The organism is Sinorhizobium sp. 7-81 (genome assembly GCF_030124405.1).
In the GTDB taxonomy this organism is placed as follows: domain Bacteria; phylum Pseudomonadota; class Alphaproteobacteria; order Rhizobiales; family Rhizobiaceae; genus Sinorhizobium; species Sinorhizobium psoraleae.
The window spans coordinates 365435-389490 of sequence record NZ_JASKLT010000002.1 but is presented as its reverse complement, the minus strand read 5'-3'; the positions used below and the strand labels follow the sequence as shown (position 1 = coordinate 389490).

Genomic DNA, 24056 nt, shown 5'->3' with positions numbered 1-24056 from the left:
GAATGACGCCCAACCTAGATCAAGGCATTTGCTCCGACTGTCCAAACGAGTCCGGCGACGGCGCAGGCAAGCAGCGTCGCGATGATCGAAGCTTGGAAACGGAAGATTGCGATGGCGGCCGCCGCTGTGAGCACGAGCGATGGCAGCACCAGTGAGGATGGATCGGGGACATCGAGCGCGAACCAACCGAGCCTCCACGTCACCACCTCTGCAAACAGCGTGTGCAGCCCGAACCACACGGCGAGGTTGAGGATCACCCCGACGACGGCGGCGGTGATTGCCGACATTGCGCCCGTCAGCGCCGCGTTGTTGCGAAGGCGCTCGATGAAAGGCGCTCCGAGGAAAATCCAAAGGAAGCAGGGAACGAAGGTCACCCAGGTCGTCAGGATAGCCGCAAGCGTCGCCGCCGCCATCGGGTTCAGCGAGCCCGGGTCACGGTAGGCGCCCATGAAGCCGACGAACTGGACAACCATGATCAAGGGGCCAGGCGTCGTCTCGGCCATTCCGAGGCCGTCGAGCATCTCGCCGGGCTTCAGCCAGCCGTAGTGCTGAACCGCTTCCTGGGCGACATAGGCGAGCACAGCATAAGCTCCGCCGAAGGTGACGACGGCCATCTGGCTGAAGAACAGCCCGATCTGGGTAAAGATATTGTCCGTGCCGAGGAAGGCTGTAAGCAGCATCAAGGGAAGGAGCCAGAGCGCGAGGAACGCCGCCGAGACACGCACCGACCAGGAAAGGTTCGGACGGGCATGGGCCGGAGTTTCCTCTCCGAGCAGCGAATCTTCGTCCTTCAGGACAGGACCGGATCCCGCCTTGTGACCGCCGCCAATCCGGAAGAGCGGCGAACCGGACCGGCCGCCGACATAGCCGAATATACCCGCGGTCAGGATGATCAGCGGAAATGGGACGCGGAAGAAGAAAATGGCGACGAAAGCGGCCGCCGCGATGCCGATCATCAGCCGGTTCTTGAGTGCCCTGGCACCGATCCGGAAGACGGCATGAATGACAACGGCGAGCACAGCCGCCTTCAGGCCGAAGAACAGCCCTTCGACGACGGTGACATTGCCGAAGGCTGCGTAGATATAGCTCAAGCCGAGGATGGAGAGGAAACCCGGCAGCACGAACAGCGTGCCGGCAACGAGGCCGCCGGCGGTACGGTGCAGGAGCCAGCCGATGTAGACCGCAAGCTGCTGCGCCTCCGGTCCCGGCAGCAGCATGCAGTAGTTCAGGGCATGCAGAAAACGGTGCTCGCCGATCCAGCGTTTTTCGTCGACGAGGATGCGATGCATCACCGCAATCTGGCCGGCAGGACCGCCGAAACTCAAGGCCGCAATTCTTGCCCAGACCCGTACGGCCTCGCCGAACGGAATCCTGTGGGCGTATTCCTGCCGCGCCGCTCCCGGCGCGGCCCTGTTTGCAGTTTCGGTCATTTACGAATCCTTTTTCGGCGATGGCCAGTTATGCGTTTCGTCGGTAGCATCCCGGCACCAGCGGTAAAAGGCGTCGTAGAGCAGCATCCCGGCCTCCAGTTGCTCAAGATCGTCGGCATACATACGCGACAGACCGAGTGATGCCGCCAAAAGGCCGGGCGCTTCCGGAGCGAGATCGAGGCGGGCGGTGTCCGCGCCGCGCACGATCGTGGCGAGCCGCTGCAACGGTTCGGTGGAAAGACCGAATTCCTCGACCATGACGTCGAAGGTGCAAAGCTCACCCTTGTGGCTCCAGCGGATCGGGGCATCTATGTCGAAGGGCGTCGCGGCGAAGCGCTCGCCGACCACCTCGACCTCGGCAGGCGACACGAACAGGAAGGCTGCCTGCGGATCGACGAAGCGGCGGATCAGCCAAGGGCAGGCGATGCGGTCGATCTTCGGCCGCGCCCTTGTCACCCAGACGGTGCGTCCGCTCGTATCCCGCTCCGGTATTGCGGAAGCGGGTATGGCCGGATAGCCAAGCTCAGCCCAGGCTTCGAAGCCTCCTTCGAGGACGTCGGCGGCAATGCCATAGTGGCGAAGCCAGGCGGCGACACCGTAGCTGAGTTTCTTGCCGCGATGACAGATGATCACCGCTGAGTCGCGATCGAGCTCCGCAATCCACTCCTGTACATTGCGATAGTCGCGCCGCATGGAGCCGGGCACCAAACGCGGATCAGCGTCGAAATCCTCGTCGATCCGGACATCGATGAGCGCGGGGCATCTGGGGGTGCCGATCAGGCGGGCAAGTTTCTCTGGGGAAATTTCGAGCAGTGACGACATATGACGCGTCCTCCGTGTGAGCGGTTGATTGGACGCGATGCTTCGGCTGTCGCCTCGTGGGGTGATCGCAACCCCCCATGCGCGGTGTTTTCCGCTCTTTGCCCGGTCCTGTCAAGCGGTTCGACTCGTAGGAAACGCAGAGGCCTGATCGTCGCGCAATACGTCGATAATGGTTCGCCTTTGCCCAACGCGTGTACTTGGATGTTTCGCCCCTAACAAATCCGCGCAAAAGAGAACATTTGAAGAACTTCTCCCTGTCATAACTCCGACTGGCGGTTTATAAGGAACAGATGGTTCAAAGAGCAGGCAGTGCGGATCTCCCGCTTCATGGTGGCAAGGTTCCCCGGTGGCTGGGCGACCGTATGACGAAGCTTGGCGCGGTCATCACTGAGGCGATCGTGATCGAATATGGCCGCGACGAGTTTCTCCGGCGTTTGGCGCACCCTTTCTGGTTTCAGTCCTTGGGCTGCGTCATGGGGATGGATTGGCACTCTTCCGGAATCACAACCAGTGTCATTGGCGTTTTGAAACGCGGCCTCACACCCCTTTCGCGGGAATTGGGTATTCATGTTTGCGGAGGACGTGGGCGAAACTCGAGGCAGACACCAGACGAATTGATAGACATCGGCAACCGCGTCGGCATCGACGGCGGCGGTCTTGCAACTACCAGCCGGCTCGTCGCAAAGGTCGACAGCGCGGCGGTTCAAGATGGTTTCGACCTCTACCTACACAGTTTCATCGTGGCCGACGACGGCAAATGGGTGGTCGTGCAGCAGGGCATGAATGGCGATAAACGACAGGCTCGGCGCTATCACTGGCTATCAGAAGGCGTTTCCAGTTTCGTCGATTCTCCCCATGCAGCGATAGAAGGAAGGCGCCAAGGTGAAATCGTCAATCTCGCCGACAGGCGTGCTGCAGCGTCGCGACGTAGTCAGCTTGACCTGTTAACCGCTCACGGACCCGATCGAATTGTCCGGGAGGTATTCGCGATGGACCGGAAGGTCGAAACGAAGGAACTCGCGCAACCCCTGCTGCCGCACCTTGTAATGCCGGCACATCATGAGGTGCGAGAGGAAAACATCAACATGAAGCGGTTGCATGCAACGCTTGCTGCGGCGGCCGATCGCGGACCTGAAGATTTCGAACAGCTCCTGCTCGTGCCAGGCGTCGGTGCGCGGACGGTCAACGCGCTCGCGATGGTGGCAGAAGTGGTGCATGGCGCCCCCTGCCGCTTTGCCGATCCCGCGCGGTTCTCCCTTGCACACGGCGGCAAGGATCGCCACCCGTTTCCCGTGCCACTCAAAATCTACGATCAGACGATCCGCGTAATGAAATCGGCTGTGACCAAAGCGCGGCTGGGTCGCGATGAGGAGCTGCAGGCGCTGAGACGCTTGGACGATCAGGCGAGGCAGCTGGAGAAATACGTTACAGGCCCAGATCTAAAAGAAATTGTCGCCGGGGAGTTCCGCCGGTCCCCCGAATGGGACGGTCGCAGCGTCTTTGGCTGGGAGGCATATCCTGAGCAGTCCGACGAGAAAGCAAGCTCCTAGGCGAGGGTAGGCGGTGTTGGATAGCCAAAGGACCATCCGAAGAAATTATTTGCGCTATCGGTTCGGGAGCACCCTTGCCGCAACCCAGTTGCGAGGCAAAAACACATTCTCGGTCCAAGAGGATCCCATAATGTATCGAGTTGAACTCACACCCTGTTTGTGGTGATCAAGGTAGAATTGCCCCTTGTGACCGCCGCAGCTGAGAGCTTGCGATCGACTGCCGCCAGTTGGCCCCACGCGCCTTGGCGAGCGACGCGAACCATTCGAGCGCATCATCACGGGCCACATGGCCCGGATCGATTATTCCGGACCGCAGCATGCGTGTGTCCGCGTGATGCTGAAGCGGCGCAAAGACTGCTTCCAGTTACTTCCGGAACTGCCGCACTGGCACAGCCGGTGTATTTCCACTGACAGATCGATCGCGCGTGCGGGCTGAACGTACGCTGGCCATCGCATCAGGAACGATAAAGCGGTGAATCCGTCGCCGACGGCCGCATTGGCGAGTGTCAACCGACTGCTGGACACTCAGATCAAGAAGGAACGCACCATGTCCAAGACCTCCTTCAGCATTAATCCATCGGCATTTCTGGCAGCAGCGCAAAGCCCAGCCTTCTTGAGCCACGCTGCACAGATTGCCGAGATAATCCGCCGTCGCAGGCGGATCAGTCGGGCACGCGGCTGCGCCTTGCATGAGATGCCGGATCACATCCTCAAGGACATCGGCGTAACGCGTTTCGAAGTTGAACACCTCGTCGGCTCTGCACGAGCCAGCAACCGGCACAAGGGCGCGTGAAGCGGCCGAGTGCCACGGTCTCCCCCCGATCGAAAGCAGACGAGAATGACCATGAAAACGCACCTTCTCTCCAGCGCCCTGTCCGCAGCGATTCTGATCGCCGCCGGCCCGACACTTGCCCATGATGCGAAGTACCACCTGGCAAAGAACACGGAACTGAAACAGTTCGGCGGCAACCAGCTTCCGACGCCGGTTGCCGATGGTGACCAAGTTCCCCTGTGGGCAAATCTGACCGGTCATCGCTCCTCCGCCTCTACGGCGAACGAAGGAGCGCAGGCTTATATCGATCAGGCGATGATGCTGAGTTTCGGGTTCAACCATGCCGAGGCTGCACGCAGTTTCAGGCAAGCACAGAAACTTGATCCATCTTGCGCGATCTGTTTCTGGGGAGAGGCGCTCGTGCTCGGCCCGAACATCAACGCACCGATGGATCCCGATGCAAATGCTGCGGCAATGGCGGCGGTGGCAAAGGCCACGGCCCTGGCGCCGAACGCATCTCCGCGTGAGCAGGCGTTGATCGCCGCGCTGGCCCATCGCTACGCTCCGGATGCCGACCGTGAAGTCCTCGACCAAGCCTATGCAGATGCCATGGCCGAAGTCGCCGGTAAGTTTCCGAACGACGACGATATTGCCGTTCTTTATGCAGAGGCGTTGATGGATATCAGCCCCTGGGACTACTGGACCGACGGCGGCGCAAAGCCGAAGGGAAGGACCGCGGAGATCATCTCGACGCTTGAACGGGTGCTGGCGCGCAACGCGAACCATGTCGGTGCGATCCATCTCTACATCCATGCTGTCGAGGCCTCGACGACGCCCGAGCGGGCGGAGCCGCACGCCGATCGCCTGGCGAAGATGGAGATCGATGCCGGTCATCTCGTTCACATGCCCTCTCACATCTACTACCGCGTCGGACGCTACGCGGATTCGCTTGCGGTCAACCGCCGTGCGGTCGCAACGGACGAGTCCTTCTTCAAGGCCGTGGCGCCCGAGGGGCTCTATGCAGGCGGCTACTATCCGCACAATATCCACTTCCTGCTGGTTTCGGCGCAGATGGCCGGCGACGGACCGACTGCAATCGAGGCGGCGCAGAAGCTCTCCGGAGTGATCTCGGACGAGCTCGCGCGCGCCGCACCTGCCTTCGTTCAGCCGATCAAGGCCGCGCCCCTCTTCGCGCATGCCCAGTTCAGCGATCCTGAAACGATCCTCGGGGTCGCGCGTCCCACTGGCGCCTTCCCGTTTGTTGACGCGGCTTGGCATTATATGCGCGGAGTGGCCCAGGCTGCGCGCGGTGATCTCGAAGCTGCTCGGGTCGAAGGGGCGGCGATTGCCGAGATCGCGCGATCGTCCGACTGGAGCGCGCTGGCGGCCGGCGGAATGCCCGCTGCCGACGTGTTGGAAATAGCCGGGCACGTCCTCACGGCGCGTATCGCCCAAGCGGGCGATGATTGGCCGGCTGCCGCCCGCGCATTCGCAGATGCCAAGAAAGTGGAGGATCGCCTTTCCTATATGGAGCCGCGCCATTGGTATTACCCGCTCGGGCAGTCGCTCGGGGCGGCGCTGCTCCGCGTCGGCGATCTCGATGGCGCGGAGAAGGCCTTTCTTGAGAGCCTCGATCTTGCTCCGAACAATGGCTGGGCATTGTTCGGCCTGAGCGAGGTCTACCGTGCACGCGGCGACGAGGCCCTGGTTGAAAAAACGACGCGTCGATGGCGCGAGGCCTGGGTCGGCAACACCTCGGTCCTGCGGCTCGACCGGCTTTGACGATCTGCGAAAGGAGGGCGCGGCTTTGGCGGCTTCCCCCGGCAGATCCGTCACTACGTCGCAAAAGGCTCGCCCTGCTCTTCCATGCCGGGGCGGGCATCGCATTCGTGCTGGATGTGCCCGTTGATCTAATCGACCCCAGCGTTGACGCGGTGTACGAGCGTGCTCGGCCGGCTCCATAGATCGCACCCGGGCGGTAGCGATGTTCGTGCCCCGATCGATTCCTTGGCGCGGCGCATCGGTCTGTCGCACGGCACCATGAACTCACGGAAAACACGACTGACGCGGTGGTCTGTTGGTCGCACACGTGCCGATCGCGGGCCCGCATGGGAGCAAGCCATCAAGATCGGAGCCGCGATATTGCCGGATGAACGGAAAGGCTAAGGTCGGGTCGTGCCAGCACCGGTGCCATGGCCAGAACACGTCGAATCACGCTTCCGCAAACCGTCATGCCAGTCGCCGCTTGCAGAGCTCCTCCGCATAAGCGTCGAAGGACTCGCTCTTTGTGGCCACGAATGGCAGTGTCGGCGCACGGCAGCAAGCCCGATATCCACTTCTTGTTGAGCTGCGCCATGCACCGCCCGGAAATTGTTGATCCTGCTGTCTGGGGAAAGTATTCCTTTTGTCGACAAGAGGATTTGCCAAATGACCGACAGCGACAACAATTCCCTCCCGGAACGCAAGCGGGGCTCCGGCGTGAAGATGGTCTACGACCTTCTTCGCGACGAGATCCTTGATCTTGTCCTGCCGCCCGGCAGCCCTATCGACGAGGTGCAACTGGCCGAGCGCTTCAAGCTCTCACGCACGCCGATCCGTGAGGCACTGGTGCGGCTGGCAGGAGAGGGGCTGATCGACACGTTGCCGAATCGATCGACGATGGTGTCGAACATCGATTTCCTCAACCTTCACACATTCTTCGAGGCGCTGGTGCTGATGTACCGGGTGACGACCCGGCTTGCGGCGCAGAACCACCGCCCGGAAGACCTGCCGGTCATCCGCGGCTTCCACGAAGATTATGCGGCGGCCGTCCAGTCGCGCGACGCACTGGCCATGATCGCCACCAATGCAGCTTTTCATGCGGCAATCGCCGAGGCCGGCCGCAACCCCTATTTCACCGGCCTGTTCCGGCGGTTGCTCGATGAAGGGCGGCGGATTCTCCGCCTCTACTACCAGTCCTATGAGGAACAGTTCCCACAGCGCTTCGTCGACGAGCACGCGGAAATCATCGCCGCGATTGAAGCGCGCGACGTGGAGGCGGCCGATCGTCTCGGCAAGGCGCATGCCGAGCAGATCGTTGAGCAGGTGCAGAAACTGTTCACCCGAAACAACAAGCTCGACATTGACCTGTAGCGGCCTGTATTTTTCTTGTCGACAAATAAAATACAAGACGCTATTGTTCGCTTCAAAGGCACGGAAGCGGCACCAAAGCGCACGCCCGTGGCCCCGCGACAAGACAAGAGGAGTTTCAAATGAAGGCGAAGATTTTCTCAGGCGTCATCCCCGCCTTGATGACCCCCTGCAAGGACGACCGCACCCCCGATTTCGACGCCCTCGTGCGCAAGGGCAAGGAGCTGATCGCGCAGGGCATGTCCGCCGTCGTCTATTGCGGCTCGATGGGTGACTGGCCGCTTCTGACCGACGCACAGCGCATGGAAGGCGTCGAGCGTCTGGTCAAGGCGGGCATCCCGGTCATTGTCGGCACCGGGGCCGTCAACACCGCGTCCGCCGTCGCCCACGCCGCCCACGCCCAGAAGGTCGGTGCCCAGGGCCTGATGGTCATCCCGCGCGTGCTTTCGCGCGGCTCGGTCGTCGCCGCCCAGAAGAACCACTTCAAGGCTATTCTCTCGGCCGCTCCGGATCTGCCGGCGGTCATCTACAACAGCCCCTATTATGGTTTCGCCACCCGCGCCGACCTGTTCTTCGCCCTGCGCGCCGAGCATCCGAACCTCGTCGGTTTCAAAGAGTTCGGGGGCGCCGCCGACATGCGCTATGCGGCCGAGAACATTACCAGCCGTGACGATGGCGTCTCATTGATGATCGGCGTCGACACCGCCGTGTTCCACGGTTTCGTCAACTGCGGCGCAACCGGCGCCATCACCGGCATCGGCTGCGTGCTGCCGAAGGAAGTCATCCATATGTGCAACCTGTCGCAGGCCGCCGCCGAAGGCGATGTCGATGCACGCCAGCGCGCACTGGAACTGGAGCAGGCGCTTGCCGTGCTTTCCTCCTTCGACGAAGGGCCGGATCTGGTTCTCTACTTCAAGTACATGATGGTGCTGAAGGGCGACAAGGAATACACGCTGCACTTCAACGAGACCGACGTGCTGTCGGAAAGCCAGCGCGGTTATGTCGAAGCGCAGTTCAAGCTCTTCAACACTTGGTATGCCGAGTGGAGCAAGCTTCCGGGCGCCGTACAGAAGTACAAAGCCTGATCGCCGCATCGGCCCACAAAACAGAAGGCCCTCCGATCGGAGGGCCTTTCTCGTTGGTGGCTTCGATTTCGAAATCGACCATCGTGCAGCAATTCAAAGTGCTATGGCGACCTTACGTGTCCGATTGGACGCGCGACGTGCAGACGCCTTACCTTACGCGACCGCGTCCAACCCAAAGGCGAGGAGCCGCTCGAGCTGGTCGATCTCGGCCTTTGTCAAGACGACGCCCTCTGCCTCAGACCTGGCGCGCGCCAGGAAGCGCCGCTGCGAGGGAAGGCGGGCCCCCTGACCGACGATCGCCTCAAACAGAACCTCCGCGCGGGCAAAGGGATTGCCCGGCCGTCCGGCCGCGAAGGTCTCCGGCGAGAAGGCGATGATGAGTTCGCCGTGGAACGGCGCCAAGGTGGTCGTGCCGAGGTAATCAAGCACTTCGGGGCTCGTCAGGTCGCCGATCATGATGCCCGCGAGAAGCTCGATCATCGTTCCAATCGCCGAGCCCTTGTGGCCGCCGAACGGCAACATTGCGCCGGCGAGCGCCGCTTCAGGATCGGTCGTCGGCTTGCCGTCCGCATCGATAGCCCAACCCTCCGGCAAGGGCTTTCCGGCTCGCCGGTGCAACTCGATCTCGCCGCGCGCTGCAACGGAGGTCGCGAAGTCGAAGACGTAGGGCGGTTTGCCTTCGCGCGGCCAGCCGAAGGCGAAGGGATTGGTACCGAGCAGCGGCTTGTTGCCGCCGGTAGGCGCCACGGTCGCATAGCTCGGGCACATGACGAGGCCGGCGAGCCCTTCGCCCGTCAGTCCTTCGACTTCAGGCCAAAGCGCCGAGAAATGCGTGCAATCGTTGATGACGAGTGCGGCGAGGCCGAGCACCCGGGCACGTTCGGCCAGGACAGGCAGGCCGAGCTCGAAGGCCGGATTGGCGAAGCCGCCCTTGGCGTTCACCTTAACGATGGCCGACCCCTCCTGCTTTTGGAGTTCCGGCACGGCGTCCGGCTTCACCTTCCCCGCCTTTACTGTTCGCAGAGCCCCTTCAATGCGATAGATACCGTGCGATTTGCAGGCGTCACGCTCGCCGGCGACGATGACGCGAGCAAGCGCCCCAGCTTGAACGCTATTGAGCCCCGCCTTGCGGAAGATCGCGTCGACGCGCTCGTGCAGAGCACTGATGGGAAGGGTTGTGGTTTCGCTCATGGCATTGCCTCCTGTCGCTACGGGCGGCGCAACGGTTGATGTCGTGCATACAAACAGTATACAAAGTTTCGACAAGTGCAATTCGTTCGCGGGTTGATCTTTGCCGAAGTACCGATTTTTTGAGAAAGGAACGTCAGATGGTCTTTACCCCAAAAGGAAAACACCTCGTCGCCGGCGAATGGCTCGACGGCGCGGGCACATTCGGCTCCGCCCCGGCCCACGGCCCGGTGCATCACTTTGCCATAGGCACCGTCGAACTGGTGAACCGGGCCTGCGAGGCGGCCGAGGAAGCCTTCTGGAGCTTTGGCTATTCCTCGCGGGCGGAGCGCGCGGCCTTGCTGCGCGCCATTGCCGACGAGATCGAAGCCCGTGCCGACGCCATCACCGAGATCGGCAGCCAGGAGACCGGTCTGCCCGAGGCTCGTCTGCAGGGTGAACGCGGCCGGACCACCGGGCAGCTTCGGTTGTTCGCCGACCACATCGAAAAGGGCGAGCACCTGGACCGCCGCTTCGACGCGGCGATGCCGGACCGCCAGCCGGCGCCGCGCCCGGAGATTCGGCTCATCCAGCGGCCGATCGGTCCGGTCGCCGTCTTCGGCGCATCGAACTTCCCGCTCGCCTTCTCGACAGCCGGCGGCGACACCGCTGCGGCGCTTGCCGCGGGCTGCCCCGTGGTCGTGAAGGGCCATTCGGCGCATCCAGGCACCGGTGAAATCGTCGCCCAGGCGATCGAGGCAGCCATCCGCAAGACCGGCGTCCACCCCGGCGTGTTCTCGCTGATCCAGGGCGGTAGCCGCGAAGTCGGCCATGCCCTGGTGCAGCACCCACTGATCAAGGCCGTCGGCTTCACCGGTTCGCTGGCTGGTGGCCGTGCGCTCTTCGATCTCTGCGCCGCACGGCCCGAGCCGATCCCGTTCTTCGGTGAACTCGGCTCGGTCAACCCGATGTTCCTGCTGCCGGAAGCCCTGAACGCCCGGGCGGAGACGCTCGGCCAAGGCTGGGCCGGGTCGCTGACCATGGGCGCCGGCCAGTTCTGCACCAATCCAGGCATCGCCGTGGTCGTCAATGGTGCCGCCGCGGACCGCTTCACGACAGCCACTGTCGAGGCGCTCGCCAAGGTCGCGCCGCAGACGATGCTGACCGACGGCATCGCCAAAGCCTATCATGACGGGCAGGCGCGCTTTGCCAGCCGCAACGCCGTCAAGCCGTTGCTCGTCACTCAGTCGTCCGATCGCACCGCCTCGCCCAACCTCTTCGAGACGACCGGCGCGCAGTTCCTCTCAGATCATGCGCTCGGCGAGGAGGTCTTCGGACCTCTGGGGCTCGTGGTCCGGGTGGGCTCGCTCGAGGAGATGGAGCAACTCGCGCGCGGGTTCGAGGGACAACTGACCGCGACCATCCACATGGATTCCGCCGACCTGGACGCGGCCCGGCGCCTGCGCCCGGTACTTGAGCGCAAGGCGGGGCGGGTGCTGGTCAACGGCTTCCCGACCGGGGTTGAAGTGGTCGATTCCATGGTGCATGGAGGACCCTATCCCGCCTCGACCAATTTCGGGGCAACCAGCGTCGGCACCCTGTCGATTCGACGTTTCCTGCGTCCGGTGGCCTACCAAAACATGCCGGAGGGCCTGCTGCCGGAGGATTTCCTCGGCTGATCCAAACGGCGTGCAAGCAATAAAAGGAGCTTTTCCACAAGGGAAAGCTTCTTTTAATTGCGTCTAGGCGCCCGGCTATATACTTTTTGTATTTTTCTTGTATTTTTGCAATTGATTTGTGCGCTTCAATGCGGAATAGTCCGCCGCCGTAAGACGGCACACCATTTCAGGGAGAGAGAGATAATGAAGACCTCGGTGCTCGCGTTCGGCCTCGTTGCGGCCACGGCTCTGACCAGCCCGGCCCATGCCGACAAACTTGATGACATCATTGGCTCGGGCACGCTGCGCTGTGCCGTTGTGCTCGACTTCCCACCGATGGGTTCTCGCGACGAGAACAACAATCCGGTCGGCTTCGACGTCGACTATTGCAACGACCTTGCCAAGGCACTCGGCGTAACGGCCGAGATCGTCGAAACCCCGTTCCCGGAACGCATCCCCGCTCTCATGTCGGGCCGTGTTGACGTCGGCGTCGCCTCGACCTCGGACACGCTGGAGCGCGCCAAGACCGTTGGCATGACGATGCCGTACTTCGCCTTCGAGATGGCCGTCACCGCCAACGACAAGTCGGGCATCAAGTCCTTCGAAGACATGAAGGGCAAGGTCGTCGGCGCCACGGCAGGCACGTTCGAAGCGATCGCACTGGAAAACCAGGTCAAGGCCTGGGGCGCCGGTGAGTTCCGCCCCTACCAGACGCAGGCTGACGTCTTCCTTGCGCTGAGCCAGGGGCAGATCGACGCCACCGTGTCGACCTCGACTGTCGCCCAGGCCAATGTGAAGACCGGCAAGTTCGCCGGTATCTCCGTGGTTGGCAAGGCGCCGTTCGACACCGACTATGTGGCGCTCTTCACCAACCGCGAAGAATACGGCCTCATCAACTACCTCAACCTGTTCATCAATCAGCAGGTTCGCACCGGCCGCTACAAGGAACTCTACGAAAAGTGGGTTGGCGGCGAGGTGCCGGAGCTGACGGTCAACGGCGTCTATCGCTGATCAAGCCGCTTCTCTTGCGGCGCGAGGCCTACTGCATGTTTCCTTGAATCCTAGCCGATTTAAGGAAAAAACATGCAGCAATTCAAAGTGCTACAGCGTCCTTTGCGCGTCTCATAAGACGCGCGGCGCTGTAGCCTCGCGCCGCTATTCGTTTCCGAAGGGGTGAGACGAAAATGTTCAGTTATACCTTCCATTGGAACCAGGCGCTGAAGGCCCTGCCGCAGATGCTCGACGGAGCGCTGATCACCTTGCAGGTGGCGCTGCTGTCGATGGTCATCGGCCTCGCACTCGCGCTCGCGTTGACGGCCTGCCGCCTGTCCGGGAACCGCGCCCTTGGTGGCATTACCGCGACCTGGGTCGAGATCGCCCGCAACACCCCGGCACTGTTCCAGATCTACATGGCCCATTTCGGCCTCGGCAATTTCGGCATCCATCTGAGCCCCTATACGGCGCTGCTCGTCGGGATCGCCTTCAACAATGCCGGCTACCTTGCGGAGAATTTCCGCGGTGCCCTCAAGGCCATTCCGGACACCCAGACGCGCGCCGGTCGCTCGCTCGGGATGACCCCGGTGCAGGCCTTCCGCTACATCGTCCTGCCGCAGATGCTGCGCGTTGCATTCCTGCCCGCCACCAACCAGATGGTCTGGGCGATCCTGATGACGTCGCTCGGCGTCACCGTCGGCATGAATTCTGATCTCGCCGGCGTCACCCAGGAGCTGAACGCGCGGTCGTTCCGCACCTTCGAATTCTTCGCCCTTGCCGCCGTGATCTACTATGTCATCGCCAAGGCAGTGACGCTGGCGGCGCGTGCGCTCGCCTCGCGCCTGTTCCGCTACTGAGAGAGGTGAGAGATGTTCAATACCGCCCTCACCCTAAGTGACCTCGGCTTTCTCGCACAGGGTGCGCTGATGACGCTCGCGGTCACGGCCGTCTCGGTCGCGGCCGGCACCGTGCTCGGTGTCATCTTCGGCGTCGTGCGCAACCAGGTCGGTCCTTACTGGTCGGCGCCGCTCACCTTCCTGCTCGACGTCTTCCGCTCGGTGCCGCTGCTGATCCAGCTCGTCCTCGGCAACGCCTTCCAGTCGATCGCCAAGCTCGGCTGGCCTCCGTTCACGACGTCCTGCGTGGTGCTGTCGCTCTATACGGCCGCCTATTGCACCGAGATCGTGCGCGGCGGCATCGCCTCGGTGCCGCCGACGACACGGCGGTCCGCCCGGTCGCTCGGCATGACCTGGTGGCAGGACATGCGCTACATCGTGGCGCCGCTCGCCACCCGCGTTTCGCTGCCGTCCTGGATCGGCCTGACGCTCGGCGTCATGAAGGACTCCGCGCTCGTGCTCTGGCTCGGTCTGATCGAACTGCTGCGCGCCTCGCAGGTGCTCGTCACCCGCCTGCAGGAACCGCTGCTCATCCTCATGATCTGCGGTGCCATCTACTTCCTCATCAGCTTCCCAATCGCCCGGCTCGGCGGTTATCTTGAAAAACGGTGGTCCAATGATTGAGATCCAGAACGTCCGCAAATCCTTCGGCTCGCTGGAGGTTCTCAAAGGCATCGACCTCACCGTCGAGAAGGGTGAAGTCGTGACGGTCATCGGCGGCTCCGGCTCCGGGAAATCGACGCTGCTCACCTGCATCAACGGCCTCGAGCCGATCGATGCGGGCCGCATCATGGTCGACGGTACCGAGGTCCACGCCAAGACGACCGACCTCAACAAACTGCGCCGCAAGATCGGCATCGTCTTTCAGCAGTGGAACGCCTTCCCGCACCTGACCGTTCTCGAGAACGTCATGCTGGCGCCGCGCAAGGTGCTCGGCCTTTCCAAGGAGAAGGCCGAGGAGATTGCCGTCAAGCAGCTCACCCATGTAGGCCTCGGCGAGAAGCTCTCGGTCTATCCGGCCCGCATGTCGGGCGGCCAGCAGCAGCGCATGGCAATCGCTCGCGCGCTCGCCATGTCGCCGGAATACATGCTGTTCGACGAAGTGACCTCGGCGCTCGATCCCCAGCTTGTCGGCGAAGTTCTCGATACGCTGCGCATGCTCGCCTCCGAGGGCATGACTATGATCTGCGTCACGCACGAGATGAAATTCGCCCGCGAGGTGTCCGACCGGGTGGCCTTCTTCCACAAGGGCGTGATGGCGGAAATCGCGCCGCCGGAAGCGCTCTTCGGTGCACCGAAGGATCCCGAACTGCAGAAGTTCCTCGCAGCGACGCACTGAGGCGATCATGAAGGATGCAGCCCAGCCTGACCTCATCGTCATCGGCGCCGGCGTTGTCGGCCTTTCCGCGGCGATCGCGGCCCAGGCACGGGGGCTTTTGGTCACCGTGCTCGATCGCGAGGGCCCTGCTGCCGGAGCCTCCGCGGGCAATGCCGGGGCTTTCGCCTTCACCGACATTCTGCCGCTCGCCTCGCCAGGCATCCTCAAGAAGGCACCGAAGTGGCTGCTCGACCCGCTCGGGCCGCTGACCGTTCCGCCCGCCTACGCCGCACAGATCGCACCGTGGATGTTCCGCTTCTGGCGCGCCTGCTCGCCGAAGCGGGTGGCGCATTCGACGGCAGCACAAACGGCGATGATGGACCTGTCGAAGGCGGAGCTGGAGCCCTTCCTTGCGGCGACCGGAACCTTGCCGATGCTGCGCAAGGAAGGCAATCTTCAGGTCTATGAAAGCGAGGCCGAACTGAAGGCTTCGCTGCCCGGCTGGAAGGCGCGGGCGGAGCACGGCATCGAGTTCCGTCACCTCGACGCTTCAGCCATGCGCGAGATCCAGCCCGGCCTTGCACCGCGCTTCGCCCATGGGACCTTCACGCCCGGCTGGTACTCGATCGCCGATCCGAAGCTCTACACGCTGGCGCTTGCGGATCATTTCGGCGCCCGCGGCGGTGCGATCGAACGCGCCGAGATCGTGGCGCTGAGGCCGGTCGAGGGTGGGATCGACCTGACTGCGGCGGACGGCAAGACGCGGCGTGCCCGCCACGTGGTGCTTGCGGCCGGCGCCTTCTCGCACCGTATCGCCCGCACCCTTGGCGAGCGCATTCCGCTCGAGACCGAGCGCGGTTACAATACCACGCTTCCCTCGAACGCCTTCGACCTGCGGACCCAGGTCACCTTCGGCGGCCATGGCTTCGTCGTCACGCGGCTTTCGACCGGCATCAGGGTGGGCGGTGCCGTGGAACTCGGTGGCTTGAAGTTGCCGCCAAACTTCCGTCGCGCGGAAGCCATGCTGAAGAAGGCGCAGACCTTCCTGCCGGGGCTGAAAAGCGAAGGTGGCGTGCAATGGATGGGCTTCCGCCCGTCACTGCCCGACAGCCTGCCGGCGATCGGCCGCGCCCGCGCCACGCCGCATGTGATCTACGCCTTCGGCCACGGTCACCTCGGACTGACGCAATCGGCGGGGACCGCCCGGCTCGTCGCCGATCTCTTGACCGGCCAGAGGCCGGCCATCGACATTCAATCCTTCTCGCCACAAAGATTCTGACAGGGCACCGACCATGGCCACCTACACCTTCTCCTGCATCGACGGCCACACCTGCGGCAATCCGGTCCGCCTCGTTTCCGGCGGCGGGCCGAGACTGGAGGGGGCCAACATGCTGGAGAAGCGCGCCCACTTCCTCAGAGAGTTCGACTGGATCCGCACGGGCCTGATGTTCGAGCCGCGCGGGCACGACATGATGTCGGGCTCGATCCTCTATCCGCCGACGCGACCGGACTGCGACGTCGCGGTGCTCTTCATCGAGACCTCCGGCTGTCTGCCGATGTGCGGTCACGGCACGATCGGCACCATCACCATGGCGATCGAGAACGGGCTGATCACCCCGCGCGAGCCCGGCAAGCTGTCGATCGACGCACCGGCCGGCAAGGTGGACATCACCTATCGCCAGGAGGGTCGCTTCGTCGAGGAGGTACGCCTGACCAACGTGCCCGGGTTTCTCTATGCCGAGGGATTGACCGCCGAAGTCGAGGGCCTGGGTGAAATCGTCGTCGACGTTGCCTATGGCGGCAACTTTTATGCCATCGTCGAGCCGCAAAAGAACTTCCGCGACATGGCCGACCATACGGCCGGCGAACTCGTCGGCTGGAGCCCGAAGCTGCGCGCGGCATTGAACGCCAAATATGAATTCGTCCACCCCGAGCATCCGGAGATCCGGGGCCTCAGCCACATTCAGTGGACGGGCAAGCCGACGCAGGCTGAGGCGCATGCGCGCAACGCCGTGTTCTACGGCGAAAAGGCCATTGACCGGTCGCCCTGCGGTACCGGCACCTCGGCCCGCATGGCGCAGCTCGCCGCCAAAGGGAAGCTCAAGGTCGGCGACGAGTTCGTGCATGAATCGATCATCGGCTCGCTGTTCAAGGGCCGTGTCGAGGCCGCGACCAAGGTCGCGGACCGCGATGCCATCGTTCCTTCCATCGCCGGATGGGCGCGGATGACTGGCATCAACACGATCTTCATTGACGACCGTGACCCCTTTGCTCATGGATTTGTCGTAAAATGACTCGATCGATCTCGGCTCGCAGCATATTGGGAGGCACCGCCCGTGGCCCTATCGTCGGCACTGTGGAGGCGTTGAGCTTCTGGGGCGGGGTCGATCCGGCGACCGGCCGGGTAATTGACGTGCACCATCCATTGCACGGCAGCTGTCTGACCGGCGGCATCCTGCTGATGCCGTCGAGCCGCGGCTCCTGCACCGGCTCGGGCGTGCTGCTCGACCTTGCGCTGACGGGTCGCGCCCCGGCCGCGCTGGTATTCTGCGAAGCCGAGGACGTCCTGACCCTCGGCGCGCTGATCGCCGCCGAAATGTTCGGCAAGCCGCTGCCGGTATTGCGTGTCTCGCGCAAGGCCTTTGAAGCGCTTTCGCAAGCAGAGACAGCGCGGATCAGCGAGGCGGCGATCGAGGCGGATGGTCTGACGATCACGGTCGAACCACCGGCGACGGCTGCCCTCGATCTTTCCGAGGCCGACCGCGCCATGCTCGATGGCCGCGACGGCGTCGCGGTCCAGCAGGCCATGCGCATCATCTGCGCCATGGCGGCGCAGCAGGGAGCGGAAGGGCTGGTGGACGTGGTGCAGGGCCATATAGATGGCTGCATCTATGCGAGCCCCGCCAACCTGACTTTCGCCGAGAAGATGGCGGAGATGGGGGCTGAGGTCCGGGTGCCGACGACCATGAACGCCATTTCGGTTGACCGCGCCAATTGGCAGGCGCAGGGAGTGCCGGCCGCCTTCGGCGACCCGGCGGCGCGACTGGCCGACGCCTATGTCCGCATGGGCTGCCGTCCAACCTTCACCTGCTCGCCCTATTTGCTCGACAGTGCACCGCGCGCCGGCGAATCCATCGCCTGGGCGGAATCCAACGCCGTGATCTTCGCCAACAGCGTTCTCGGCGCACGGACGGCGAAGCATCCGGATTTTCTCGACCTTTGCATCGCGCTGGCCGGACGCGCGCCACGCTCCGGCGTCTACCTGGACGAACACAGGAAGGCCCGACGCGTGATCGACGTCGACCTGCCGGAAGACGTGGACGATGCATTCTGGCCGCTGGTCGGTTATCTCGCCGGTCGCGCGGCGCCGGATCGCATACCGCTCCTGCGCGGGCTCGCCGCGGGGCAGCCCACGCGCGACGACCTCAAGGCGCTCTGCGCCGCTTTCGGCACCACCTCCGCCGCGCCGATGCTGCATGTGGAGGGCGTCACGCCCGAGGCGGGCGGTGCAGCGGCCGAAGATGCCGACCACGCGACCATCTCCCGTGCCGACATGGCCGCCGCATGGTCGAGCTTGAACGACGGACCGGACCAAGTGGAACTCGTCGCCATCGGCAGCCCGCATGCCTCGCTTGGCGAATGTCGCGCGCTGGCCGATGCGCTCGGCGGGCGCATGCGGCATCCCGAGGTCGTGGTGATCGTCACGTCCGCGCACCAGGTCATCGCCGAGGCGCGCAGCGAGGGTACGCTCGCCCGGCTCGAGATGAGCGGCGTGCAGGTTCTGCCGGACCTCTGCTGGTGCTCGATTTCCGAGCCGGTGTTCCCGACCAAGACCCGCGCGCTGATCACCAATTCGGGCAAATACGCCCATTACGGTCCCGGTCTCTCCGGCCGCACCGTGCGCTTCGGCAGCCTCGCCGACTGCGTCACCGCGGCTCTGACCGGGCACGTCCCGGCACGGCTGCCCGACTGGTTATCCTGACCGACTACTGCATGTTTCCTTAAATCGGAGCCGATTTAGGGACAAAAACATGCAGCAATTCAAAGCGCTACAGCGACCTTTGCGCGTCTGATTAGACGCGCGGCGCTGTAGTTATCCCGAAAGGAGTTCGCGATGCGCAGCACGAAAACCATTCATGTCATCTCCGCCCACGCCGAAGGCGAGGTGGGTGATGTCATCGTCGGCGGCGTTGCGCCTCCGCCGGGCGAGACGATCTGGGAACAGAGCCGCTGGATCGCCCGCGACCAGATGTTGCGCAACTTCGTCCTCAACGAACCGCGCGGCGGTGTCTTCCGCCACGTCAATCTGCTGGTTCCGCCAAAGCACCCGGAGGCCGATGCCGCCTTTATCATCATGGAACCGGAAGACACGCCGCCCATGTCCGGTTCGAATTCGATCTGTGTCTCCACTGTGCTCCTCGACAGCGGCATCCTCCCGATGCAGGAGCCGGTGACGGAGATCACGCTCGAAGCGCCGGGCGGTCTCGTGCGCGTCCGCGCCGAATGCCGCAACGGCAAGGCCGAACGCATCTTCGTGCAGAACCTGCCGAGCTTCGCGGAGCGGCTGGACGCGAAGCTCGAGGTCGAGGGCGTCGGCACGCTGACCGTCGACACCGCCTATGGCGGCGACAGCTTCGTTATCGTCGATGCTGCTGCAATGGGCTTCAACCTCAAGTCGGATGAGGCCCATGATATCGCTCGCCTCGGCGTGAGGATCACCAATGCAGCCAATGCGCAGCTCGGCTTTCACCATCCCGAAAATCCCGACTGGCGGCATTTCTCCTTCTGCCTCTTCGCGGGACCCGTGGAGCGCACGGCGGAGGGCCTGCGCGCCGGAGCGGCCGTCGCCATCCAGCCGGGCAAGGTCGACCGCTCGCCCACCGGCACGGCGCTTTCTGCACGCATGGCCGTGTTGCACGCCCGCGGCGAGATGGGTCCGGAGGACAGGCTGACGGCGGTATCGCTGATAGGCTCGACCTTCACAGGCCGTATCGTCGGCACGACCGAGGTCGGCGGTCGGCCGGCGATCCTGCCGGAAATCTCGGGCCGCGCCTGGATCACCGGCGTTCATCAGCACATGCTCGATCCTTCCGATCCCTGGCCCGAGGGTTACCGGCTGACCGACACCTGGGGCGCTCGCTGAGCCGGTTCGACCGCGGCAAGGGGAGACGGTCAGCGGACGCTGCCGCTGGCAAACCGCAAGGCACGGATCGATCGCGCAGCGACCGACAGGGCCAGGCTCCTCGGCTATCGCGGGGCCTATCCCCGCCTCGGTCATGCCGAACGCAACAACGGCGCATACCGCTCCCCAGCCGCTGAATGACGAATGCGAAGTGCTTCCTCGCCTTATCGCGCGACATTTCGGATTGATCTTGAGCATCTTATCCGCTTTCAGTGAGCACTTCAGAGTGCTCCAGCGTCCTTTGCGCGTCTGACTAGACGCGCGGCGCTGTAGAAGCGGATGCGGGAAGCGAAGGGAGTGAAGATGAGCGGAACCGGGACCTGGGACTTCTGGGTGGATCGCGGCGGCACCTTCACCGACGTTATCGGCCGCGATCCCGCCGGCGCGCTCCACGCGCGCAAGGTTCTTTCCGAAAATCCCGAGGCTTACCGCGACGCGGCGGTGCACGGCATCCGGCAGCTTCTCGGGCTTCCAGCCGGCGAACCTATACCGGCGGGCCTGATCGGCGAGGTGCGGATGGGCACGACCGTTGCCACCAATGCGCTTCTCGAACGCAAGGGCGAGCGGCTGGCGCTGATCACCACGCGCGGTTTCCGCGATGCGCTGAGGATCGGCTACCAGGAGCGCAAGAAGATTTTTGCGACCGAGATCATCAAGCCGGAAGCGCTCTACCAGGACATCGTCGAACTCGACGAGCGCGTGCTCGCCGACGGTACGATCGAGCGCCCCTTGAGCGAGGATGATGCGCGGCATGCCCTCGAAGACCTGAAGGCGAAAGGCTACCGGGCGATCGCCATCGTCTTCATGCACGCCTACAGATATCCCGACCACGAGGCGCTGGTGGCGCGCCTCGCTCGCGCGATGGGCTTCGAACAGGTTTCGGTCAGCCACGAGGTCTCGCCGCTCGTCAAGTATGTCGGGCGCGGTGACACCACCGTCATCGACGCCTATCTCTCGCCGGTGCTGAGCCGCTATGTGGCGCAGGTCTCGCAGGAACTCGACGTCGGGCGTTCCGGTGCCCGCATCATGTTCATGATGTCGTCAGGCGGCCTGACGGCGGCGGACATGTTCCAGGGCAAGGATGCGATCCTTTCCGGTCCGGCAGGCGGCGTCGTCGGCCTTGCGAAGACGGGAGAGGCGGCGGGATTCGACCGGATCATCGGTTTCGACATGGGCGGAACCTCGACCGACGTCGCCCATTTCGACGGCGAATACGAGCGCGCCTTCGAGACCGAGGTCGCCGGCGTGCGCGTGCGGGCGCCGATGATGCTGATCCACACGGTCGCCGCCGGCGGCGGTTCGATCCTCCATTTCGACGGCGAGCGTTTTCGCGTCGGCCCCGATTCGGCCGGTGCCAATCCAGGCCCCGCCTGCTACCGCAACGGCGGCCCGCTCGCCGTGACCGACGCCAACGTGATGCTCGGCAAACTGATGCCGGAATTCTTTCCGGCGTTGTTCGGACCGGAGCAGAACCTGCCGCTCGATGTCGAGACGGTGCGGGCGCGTTTTGCCGAACTCGCGTCCGAAATCGGCGATGAGCGCAGCCCCGAAGAGGTCGCCGACGGCTTTATCCGCATTGCGGTCGCCAACATGGTCGAAGCGATCAAGAAGATCTCCGTGCAGCGCGGCTATGACGTGACGCGCTACGCGCTGAGCTGCTTCGGTGGCGCCGGCGGCCAGCACGCCTGCCTGGTGGCGGACGCGCTCGGCATGAAGAACATTCTCGTCCACCCGATGTCGGGGCTGCTCTCAGCCTATGGGATGGGGCTCGCGGACATTCGCGCGACGCGGCAGAAGGCGCTCGGCGTGACGCTCGATGGTCAGGCGCCGCCGGCAATGGCGGAGCTCGGCAGTGAATTGCAGGAAGAGTGCCTTGCGGAACTTAAGGCGCAGGCCATCGCGCGGGATCTCGTCCGCACTCATCTTCGCGCTCATATCCGTTATGCCGGCACGGATACCGCGCTCGCCGTCGAGGCGCGTTTTCCGGAGCACGACGACGCCGCGCGACTGCGCCGGGAGTTCGAACTCCTGCACAAACGCCGCTTCGGCTTCATCGCCGAGAACAAGGCGCTGGTGATCGATGCGGTCGAGATCGAGACGGTCGGCGGCGGTGCGGCGCAGATGGAAGCGGATGGTCTTTCCATCACCTCCGGTGCGCCTGATCTCGGACGGCGAACCCGCTTTTATTCGCAAGGTGAGTTCCACGACGCGCCGGTGGTGCTGCGCTCCGAGATCGAGCCGGGGCAAAGGCTGGCGGGCCCGGCAATCGTCATCGAAGCCAACCAGACGATCGTGGTGGAAGATGGCTGGCAGGCGGAGCTGACGGCGAAGGATCATATCGTTCTCACACGCATCAAGGCGCTGCCCGAGCGCACCGCGATCGGCACCAAGGCCGATCCGGTGATGCTGGAGATCTTCAACAACCTCTTCATGTCGATCGCCGAACAGATGGGCGTCACGCTGCAGAACACCGCCTATTCGGTCAACATCAAGGAACGGCTCGACTTTTCCTGCGCGGTCTTCGACAACAACGGCAATCTCGTCGCCAACGCGCCGCACATGCCGGTGCACCTGGGATCCATGGACGCCTCCGTCGCCACCGCGATCCGGGAAAACCCGGTCATTCATCCGGGCGACGTGTTCCTGATCAACGCGCCCTATAACGGCGGCACGCATCTGCCGGACCTGACGGTGTGCACGCCGCTGTTCGACGATGCCGGTCGCGAGATCCGCTTCTGGGTCGCAAGCCGCGGCCATCACGCGGATATCGGCGGGATTTCGCCGGGTTCGATGTCGCCGCTTGCGACCAATATCGAGGAGGAAGGCGTCTATATCGACAACTTCAAGCTCATCGACCGCGGCCGGTTCTCAGAGGAGGAGTTGGAGAAGCTTCTCAACGGCGCGCGCTATCCGGTGCGCAACATCCTCCAGAACGTCAACGACCTGAAGGCGCAGGTCGCTGCCAACGAGAAGGGTGTCGCGGAACTGAAGAAGATGATCGCCCAGTTCGGCGAGGACGTGGTCGAAGCCTATATGGGCCACGTCCAGGACAATGCCGCCGAAAGCGTGCGCCGCGTACTCGACCAACTGCGCGACGGCGAATTCTCCTACGAAATGGACCAGGGCTGCCGGATCGTCGTGAAGATCTCCGTCGATCGCGAAAGCCGAGAGGCGACGGTCGACTTCACTGGCACGTCCGCGCAGCGTTCGGACAATTTCAACGCGCCGGCGCCGGTGACGCGCGCCGCGGTGCTCTATGTCTTCCGGGTGCTGGTCGAGGCCGATATTCCAATGAACGCCGGCTGCTTGCGCCCGATCCGCATCGTCATCCCGGAAGGCACGATGCTGACGCCGCGCTATCCGGCGGCGGTCGTCGCCGGCAATGTCGAGGTCAGCCAGGCCGTCACCAATTGCCTCTTCGGCGCCGTCGAGGCACAGGCCGCCGCGCAGGGGACGATGAACAACCTGACCTTCGGCAACGCAAACTATCAGTATTACGAAACGATCTGCTCGGGCGCCCCGGCCGGTCCGGGTTACAACGGCGCCGACGCGGTCCACACCCACATGACCAATTCGCGGCTCACCGATCCGGAAATTCTCGAAACGCGGTTCCCGGTGGTGCTGGAGGATTTCCATATTCGCGAAGCTTCCGGTGGCCGCGGCAAATGGTCGGCCGGCAATGGCACCGCGCGCACCATCCGCGCGCGCGAACGGTTGGATTTCGCCATTCTCTCCGGCCACCGCCGCGTCGCGCCCTTCGGGCTGAAGGGCGGAGAGCCGGGCGAACTGGGGCGCAACAGCGTTCGGCGCAATGACGGCCGTATCGAGGAACTGGCCGGCTGCGCTCACACGGTTCTGGAAGCAGGCGAGGCCTTCACCGTCGTGACACCGACCGGGGGCGGTTACGGAAAAGCGTGAGGCGGACTGCTGGCCGGAGGCGGCGGTTTGCCTTGCCCGCCTCTAAAGCGCGTCGCGTTCAATCAGACTCATGCGACGCGCCTTAGGTCATTTGCTTTTATGCATGTCGTTGTCGCAAAACCGCTGCACACTTTTG

At 63.7% G+C, this 24056-nt stretch carries 18 protein-coding genes and 1 pseudogene; 15 read left to right on the top strand and 4 right to left on the bottom strand.

Going from position 1 to position 24056, the window contains the following annotated elements:
- Nucleotides 1-14: 14 nt before the first annotated feature.
- Both chrA and QN224_RS09060 read right to left on the bottom strand, forming a co-directional pair.
- A complete protein-coding gene (chrA, locus tag QN224_RS09065) occupies nt 15-1430 on the bottom strand; it encodes a chromate efflux transporter (RefSeq protein WP_283976386.1) in 1416 nt (471 codons plus the stop codon).
- Nucleotides 1431-2252 (bottom strand): sulfurtransferase/chromate resistance protein, encoded by an 822-nt coding sequence (locus QN224_RS09060; protein WP_283976385.1) that lies wholly within the window; start codon nt 2250-2252, stop codon nt 1431-1433. It abuts the gene before it with no gap.
- A gap of 290 nt (nt 2253-2542) precedes the next feature.
- Between QN224_RS09060 and QN224_RS09055 the strand changes: the two genes are divergently transcribed.
- Complete coding sequence (locus QN224_RS09055) at nt 2543-3802, top strand: DUF763 domain-containing protein (RefSeq protein WP_283976384.1); 1260 nt, start codon at nt 2543-2545, stop codon at nt 3800-3802.
- Between the two features lie 146 nt (nt 3803-3948).
- Here the strand turns inward: QN224_RS09055 and QN224_RS33850 are convergent.
- Nucleotides 3949-4055, bottom strand: a pseudogene (locus QN224_RS33850) (VapC toxin family PIN domain ribonuclease); the annotation flags it as partial.
- 294 nt (nt 4056-4349) lie between these two features.
- On the opposite strand from QN224_RS33850, the gene QN224_RS09050 reads away from it, so the two are divergent.
- The 4 genes from QN224_RS09050 (at nt 4350) to QN224_RS09035 (ending at nt 8788) form a co-directional block, all read left to right on the top strand.
- Nucleotides 4350-4595 (top strand): hypothetical protein, encoded by a 246-nt coding sequence (locus QN224_RS09050; protein WP_283976383.1) that lies wholly within the window; start codon nt 4350-4352, stop codon nt 4593-4595.
- A gap of 51 nt (nt 4596-4646) precedes the next feature.
- Nucleotides 4647-6356 (top strand): hypothetical protein, encoded by a 1710-nt coding sequence (locus tag QN224_RS09045; RefSeq protein ID WP_283976382.1) that lies wholly within the window; start codon nt 4647-4649, stop codon nt 6354-6356.
- A 645-nt stretch (nt 6357-7001) separates the two neighbouring features.
- Complete coding sequence (locus tag QN224_RS09040) at nt 7002-7706, top strand: GntR family transcriptional regulator (protein WP_283976381.1); 705 nt, start codon at nt 7002-7004, stop codon at nt 7704-7706.
- Nucleotides 7707-7825: 119 nt separating this feature from the next.
- Nucleotides 7826-8788 carry a dihydrodipicolinate synthase family protein gene (locus tag QN224_RS09035; RefSeq protein WP_173511857.1) on the top strand — a complete coding sequence of 321 codons (963 nt, stop codon included), beginning with the start codon at nt 7826-7828 and terminating at the stop codon, nt 8786-8788.
- Nucleotides 8789-8941: 153 nt separating this feature from the next.
- Here the strand turns inward: QN224_RS09035 and QN224_RS09030 are convergent, their stop codons facing one another.
- The gene (locus QN224_RS09030; protein ID WP_283976380.1) at nt 8942-9979 is read right to left on the bottom strand and encodes an Ldh family oxidoreductase; all 1038 of its coding nucleotides are present in this window, start codon (nt 9977-9979) and stop codon (nt 8942-8944) included.
- Between the two features lie 137 nt (nt 9980-10116).
- Here QN224_RS09030 and QN224_RS09025 point away from each other — a divergent pair, with 137 nt between their 5' ends.
- The 10 genes from QN224_RS09025 (at nt 10117) to QN224_RS08980 (ending at nt 23920) form a co-directional block, all read left to right on the top strand.
- Entirely contained in the window at nt 10117-11634 is a 1518-nt protein-coding gene (locus QN224_RS09025; RefSeq protein ID WP_283976379.1) for an aldehyde dehydrogenase (NADP(+)), read from the top strand.
- Between the two features lie 183 nt (nt 11635-11817).
- On the top strand, nt 11818-12624 hold the full coding sequence (locus QN224_RS09020) for a transporter substrate-binding domain-containing protein (RefSeq protein WP_283976378.1): 807 nt from the start codon (nt 11818-11820) through the stop codon (nt 12622-12624).
- 173 nt (nt 12625-12797) lie between these two features.
- Nucleotides 12798-13463, top strand: a complete 666-nt coding sequence (locus QN224_RS09015) for an amino acid ABC transporter permease (RefSeq protein ID WP_283976377.1) — start codon at nt 12798-12800, stop codon at nt 13461-13463.
- 12 nt (nt 13464-13475) lie between these two features.
- Nucleotides 13476-14126 carry an amino acid ABC transporter permease gene (locus QN224_RS09010; RefSeq protein WP_173511852.1) on the top strand — a complete coding sequence of 217 codons (651 nt, stop codon included), beginning with the start codon at nt 13476-13478 and terminating at the stop codon, nt 14124-14126.
- Complete coding sequence (locus tag QN224_RS09005; RefSeq protein WP_269286411.1) at nt 14119-14841, top strand: amino acid ABC transporter ATP-binding protein; 723 nt, start codon at nt 14119-14121, stop codon at nt 14839-14841. The genes QN224_RS09010 and QN224_RS09005 overlap by 8 nt, the downstream gene beginning before the upstream one ends.
- Nucleotides 14842-14848: 7 nt before the next feature.
- The gene (locus QN224_RS09000; protein ID WP_283976376.1) at nt 14849-16099 is read left to right on the top strand and encodes an FAD-binding oxidoreductase; all 1251 of its coding nucleotides are present in this window, start codon (nt 14849-14851) and stop codon (nt 16097-16099) included.
- Between the two features lie 13 nt (nt 16100-16112).
- Nucleotides 16113-17114 carry a 4-hydroxyproline epimerase gene (locus QN224_RS08995; RefSeq protein WP_283976375.1) on the top strand — a complete coding sequence of 334 codons (1002 nt, stop codon included), beginning with the start codon at nt 16113-16115 and terminating at the stop codon, nt 17112-17114.
- Nucleotides 17111-18802, top strand: a complete 1692-nt coding sequence (locus QN224_RS08990) for an aconitase X (protein WP_283976374.1) — start codon at nt 17111-17113, stop codon at nt 18800-18802. The genes QN224_RS08995 and QN224_RS08990 overlap by 4 nt, the downstream gene beginning before the upstream one ends.
- Nucleotides 18803-18934: 132 nt before the next feature.
- Nucleotides 18935-19963, top strand: coding sequence for a trans-3-hydroxy-L-proline dehydratase (locus tag QN224_RS08985; protein WP_283976373.1), 1029 nt, complete (start codon nt 18935-18937; stop codon nt 19961-19963).
- A gap of 342 nt (nt 19964-20305) precedes the next feature.
- A complete protein-coding gene (locus QN224_RS08980) occupies nt 20306-23920 on the top strand; it encodes a hydantoinase B/oxoprolinase family protein (protein WP_283976372.1) in 3615 nt (1204 codons plus the stop codon).
- The last annotated feature ends 136 nt before the right edge of the window (nt 23921-24056 follow it).

What these genes read in the sequence shown, in the direction of transcription:
- chrA (WP_283976386.1), bottom strand. Translation starts at nt 1,430, where the DNA reads ATGACCGAAACTGCAAACAGGGCCGCGCCGGGAGCGGCGCGGCAGGAA.
- QN224_RS09060 (WP_283976385.1), bottom strand. Translation starts at nt 2,252, where the DNA reads ATGTCGTCACTGCTCGAAATTTCCCCAGAGAAACTTGCCCGCCTGATC.
- QN224_RS09055 (WP_283976384.1), top strand. Translation starts at nt 2,543, where the DNA reads ATGGTTCAAAGAGCAGGCAGTGCGGATCTCCCGCTTCATGGTGGCAAG.
- QN224_RS09050 (WP_283976383.1), top strand. Translation starts at nt 4,350, where the DNA reads ATGTCCAAGACCTCCTTCAGCATTAATCCATCGGCATTTCTGGCAGCA.
- QN224_RS09045 (WP_283976382.1), top strand. Translation starts at nt 4,647, where the DNA reads ATGAAAACGCACCTTCTCTCCAGCGCCCTGTCCGCAGCGATTCTGATC.
- QN224_RS09040 (WP_283976381.1), top strand. Translation starts at nt 7,002, where the DNA reads ATGACCGACAGCGACAACAATTCCCTCCCGGAACGCAAGCGGGGCTCC.
- QN224_RS09035 (WP_173511857.1), top strand. Translation starts at nt 7,826, where the DNA reads ATGAAGGCGAAGATTTTCTCAGGCGTCATCCCCGCCTTGATGACCCCC.
- QN224_RS09030 (WP_283976380.1), bottom strand. Translation starts at nt 9,979, where the DNA reads ATGAGCGAAACCACAACCCTTCCCATCAGTGCTCTGCACGAGCGCGTC.
- QN224_RS09025 (WP_283976379.1), top strand. Translation starts at nt 10,117, where the DNA reads ATGGTCTTTACCCCAAAAGGAAAACACCTCGTCGCCGGCGAATGGCTC.
- QN224_RS09020 (WP_283976378.1), top strand. Translation starts at nt 11,818, where the DNA reads ATGAAGACCTCGGTGCTCGCGTTCGGCCTCGTTGCGGCCACGGCTCTG.
- QN224_RS09015 (WP_283976377.1), top strand. Translation starts at nt 12,798, where the DNA reads ATGTTCAGTTATACCTTCCATTGGAACCAGGCGCTGAAGGCCCTGCCG.
- QN224_RS09010 (WP_173511852.1), top strand. Translation starts at nt 13,476, where the DNA reads ATGTTCAATACCGCCCTCACCCTAAGTGACCTCGGCTTTCTCGCACAG.
- QN224_RS09005 (WP_269286411.1), top strand. Translation starts at nt 14,119, where the DNA reads ATGATTGAGATCCAGAACGTCCGCAAATCCTTCGGCTCGCTGGAGGTT.
- QN224_RS09000 (WP_283976376.1), top strand. Translation starts at nt 14,849, where the DNA reads ATGAAGGATGCAGCCCAGCCTGACCTCATCGTCATCGGCGCCGGCGTT.
- QN224_RS08995 (WP_283976375.1), top strand. Translation starts at nt 16,113, where the DNA reads ATGGCCACCTACACCTTCTCCTGCATCGACGGCCACACCTGCGGCAAT.
- QN224_RS08990 (WP_283976374.1), top strand. Translation starts at nt 17,111, where the DNA reads ATGACTCGATCGATCTCGGCTCGCAGCATATTGGGAGGCACCGCCCGT.
- QN224_RS08985 (WP_283976373.1), top strand. Translation starts at nt 18,935, where the DNA reads ATGCGCAGCACGAAAACCATTCATGTCATCTCCGCCCACGCCGAAGGC.
- QN224_RS08980 (WP_283976372.1), top strand. Translation starts at nt 20,306, where the DNA reads ATGAGCGGAACCGGGACCTGGGACTTCTGGGTGGATCGCGGCGGCACC.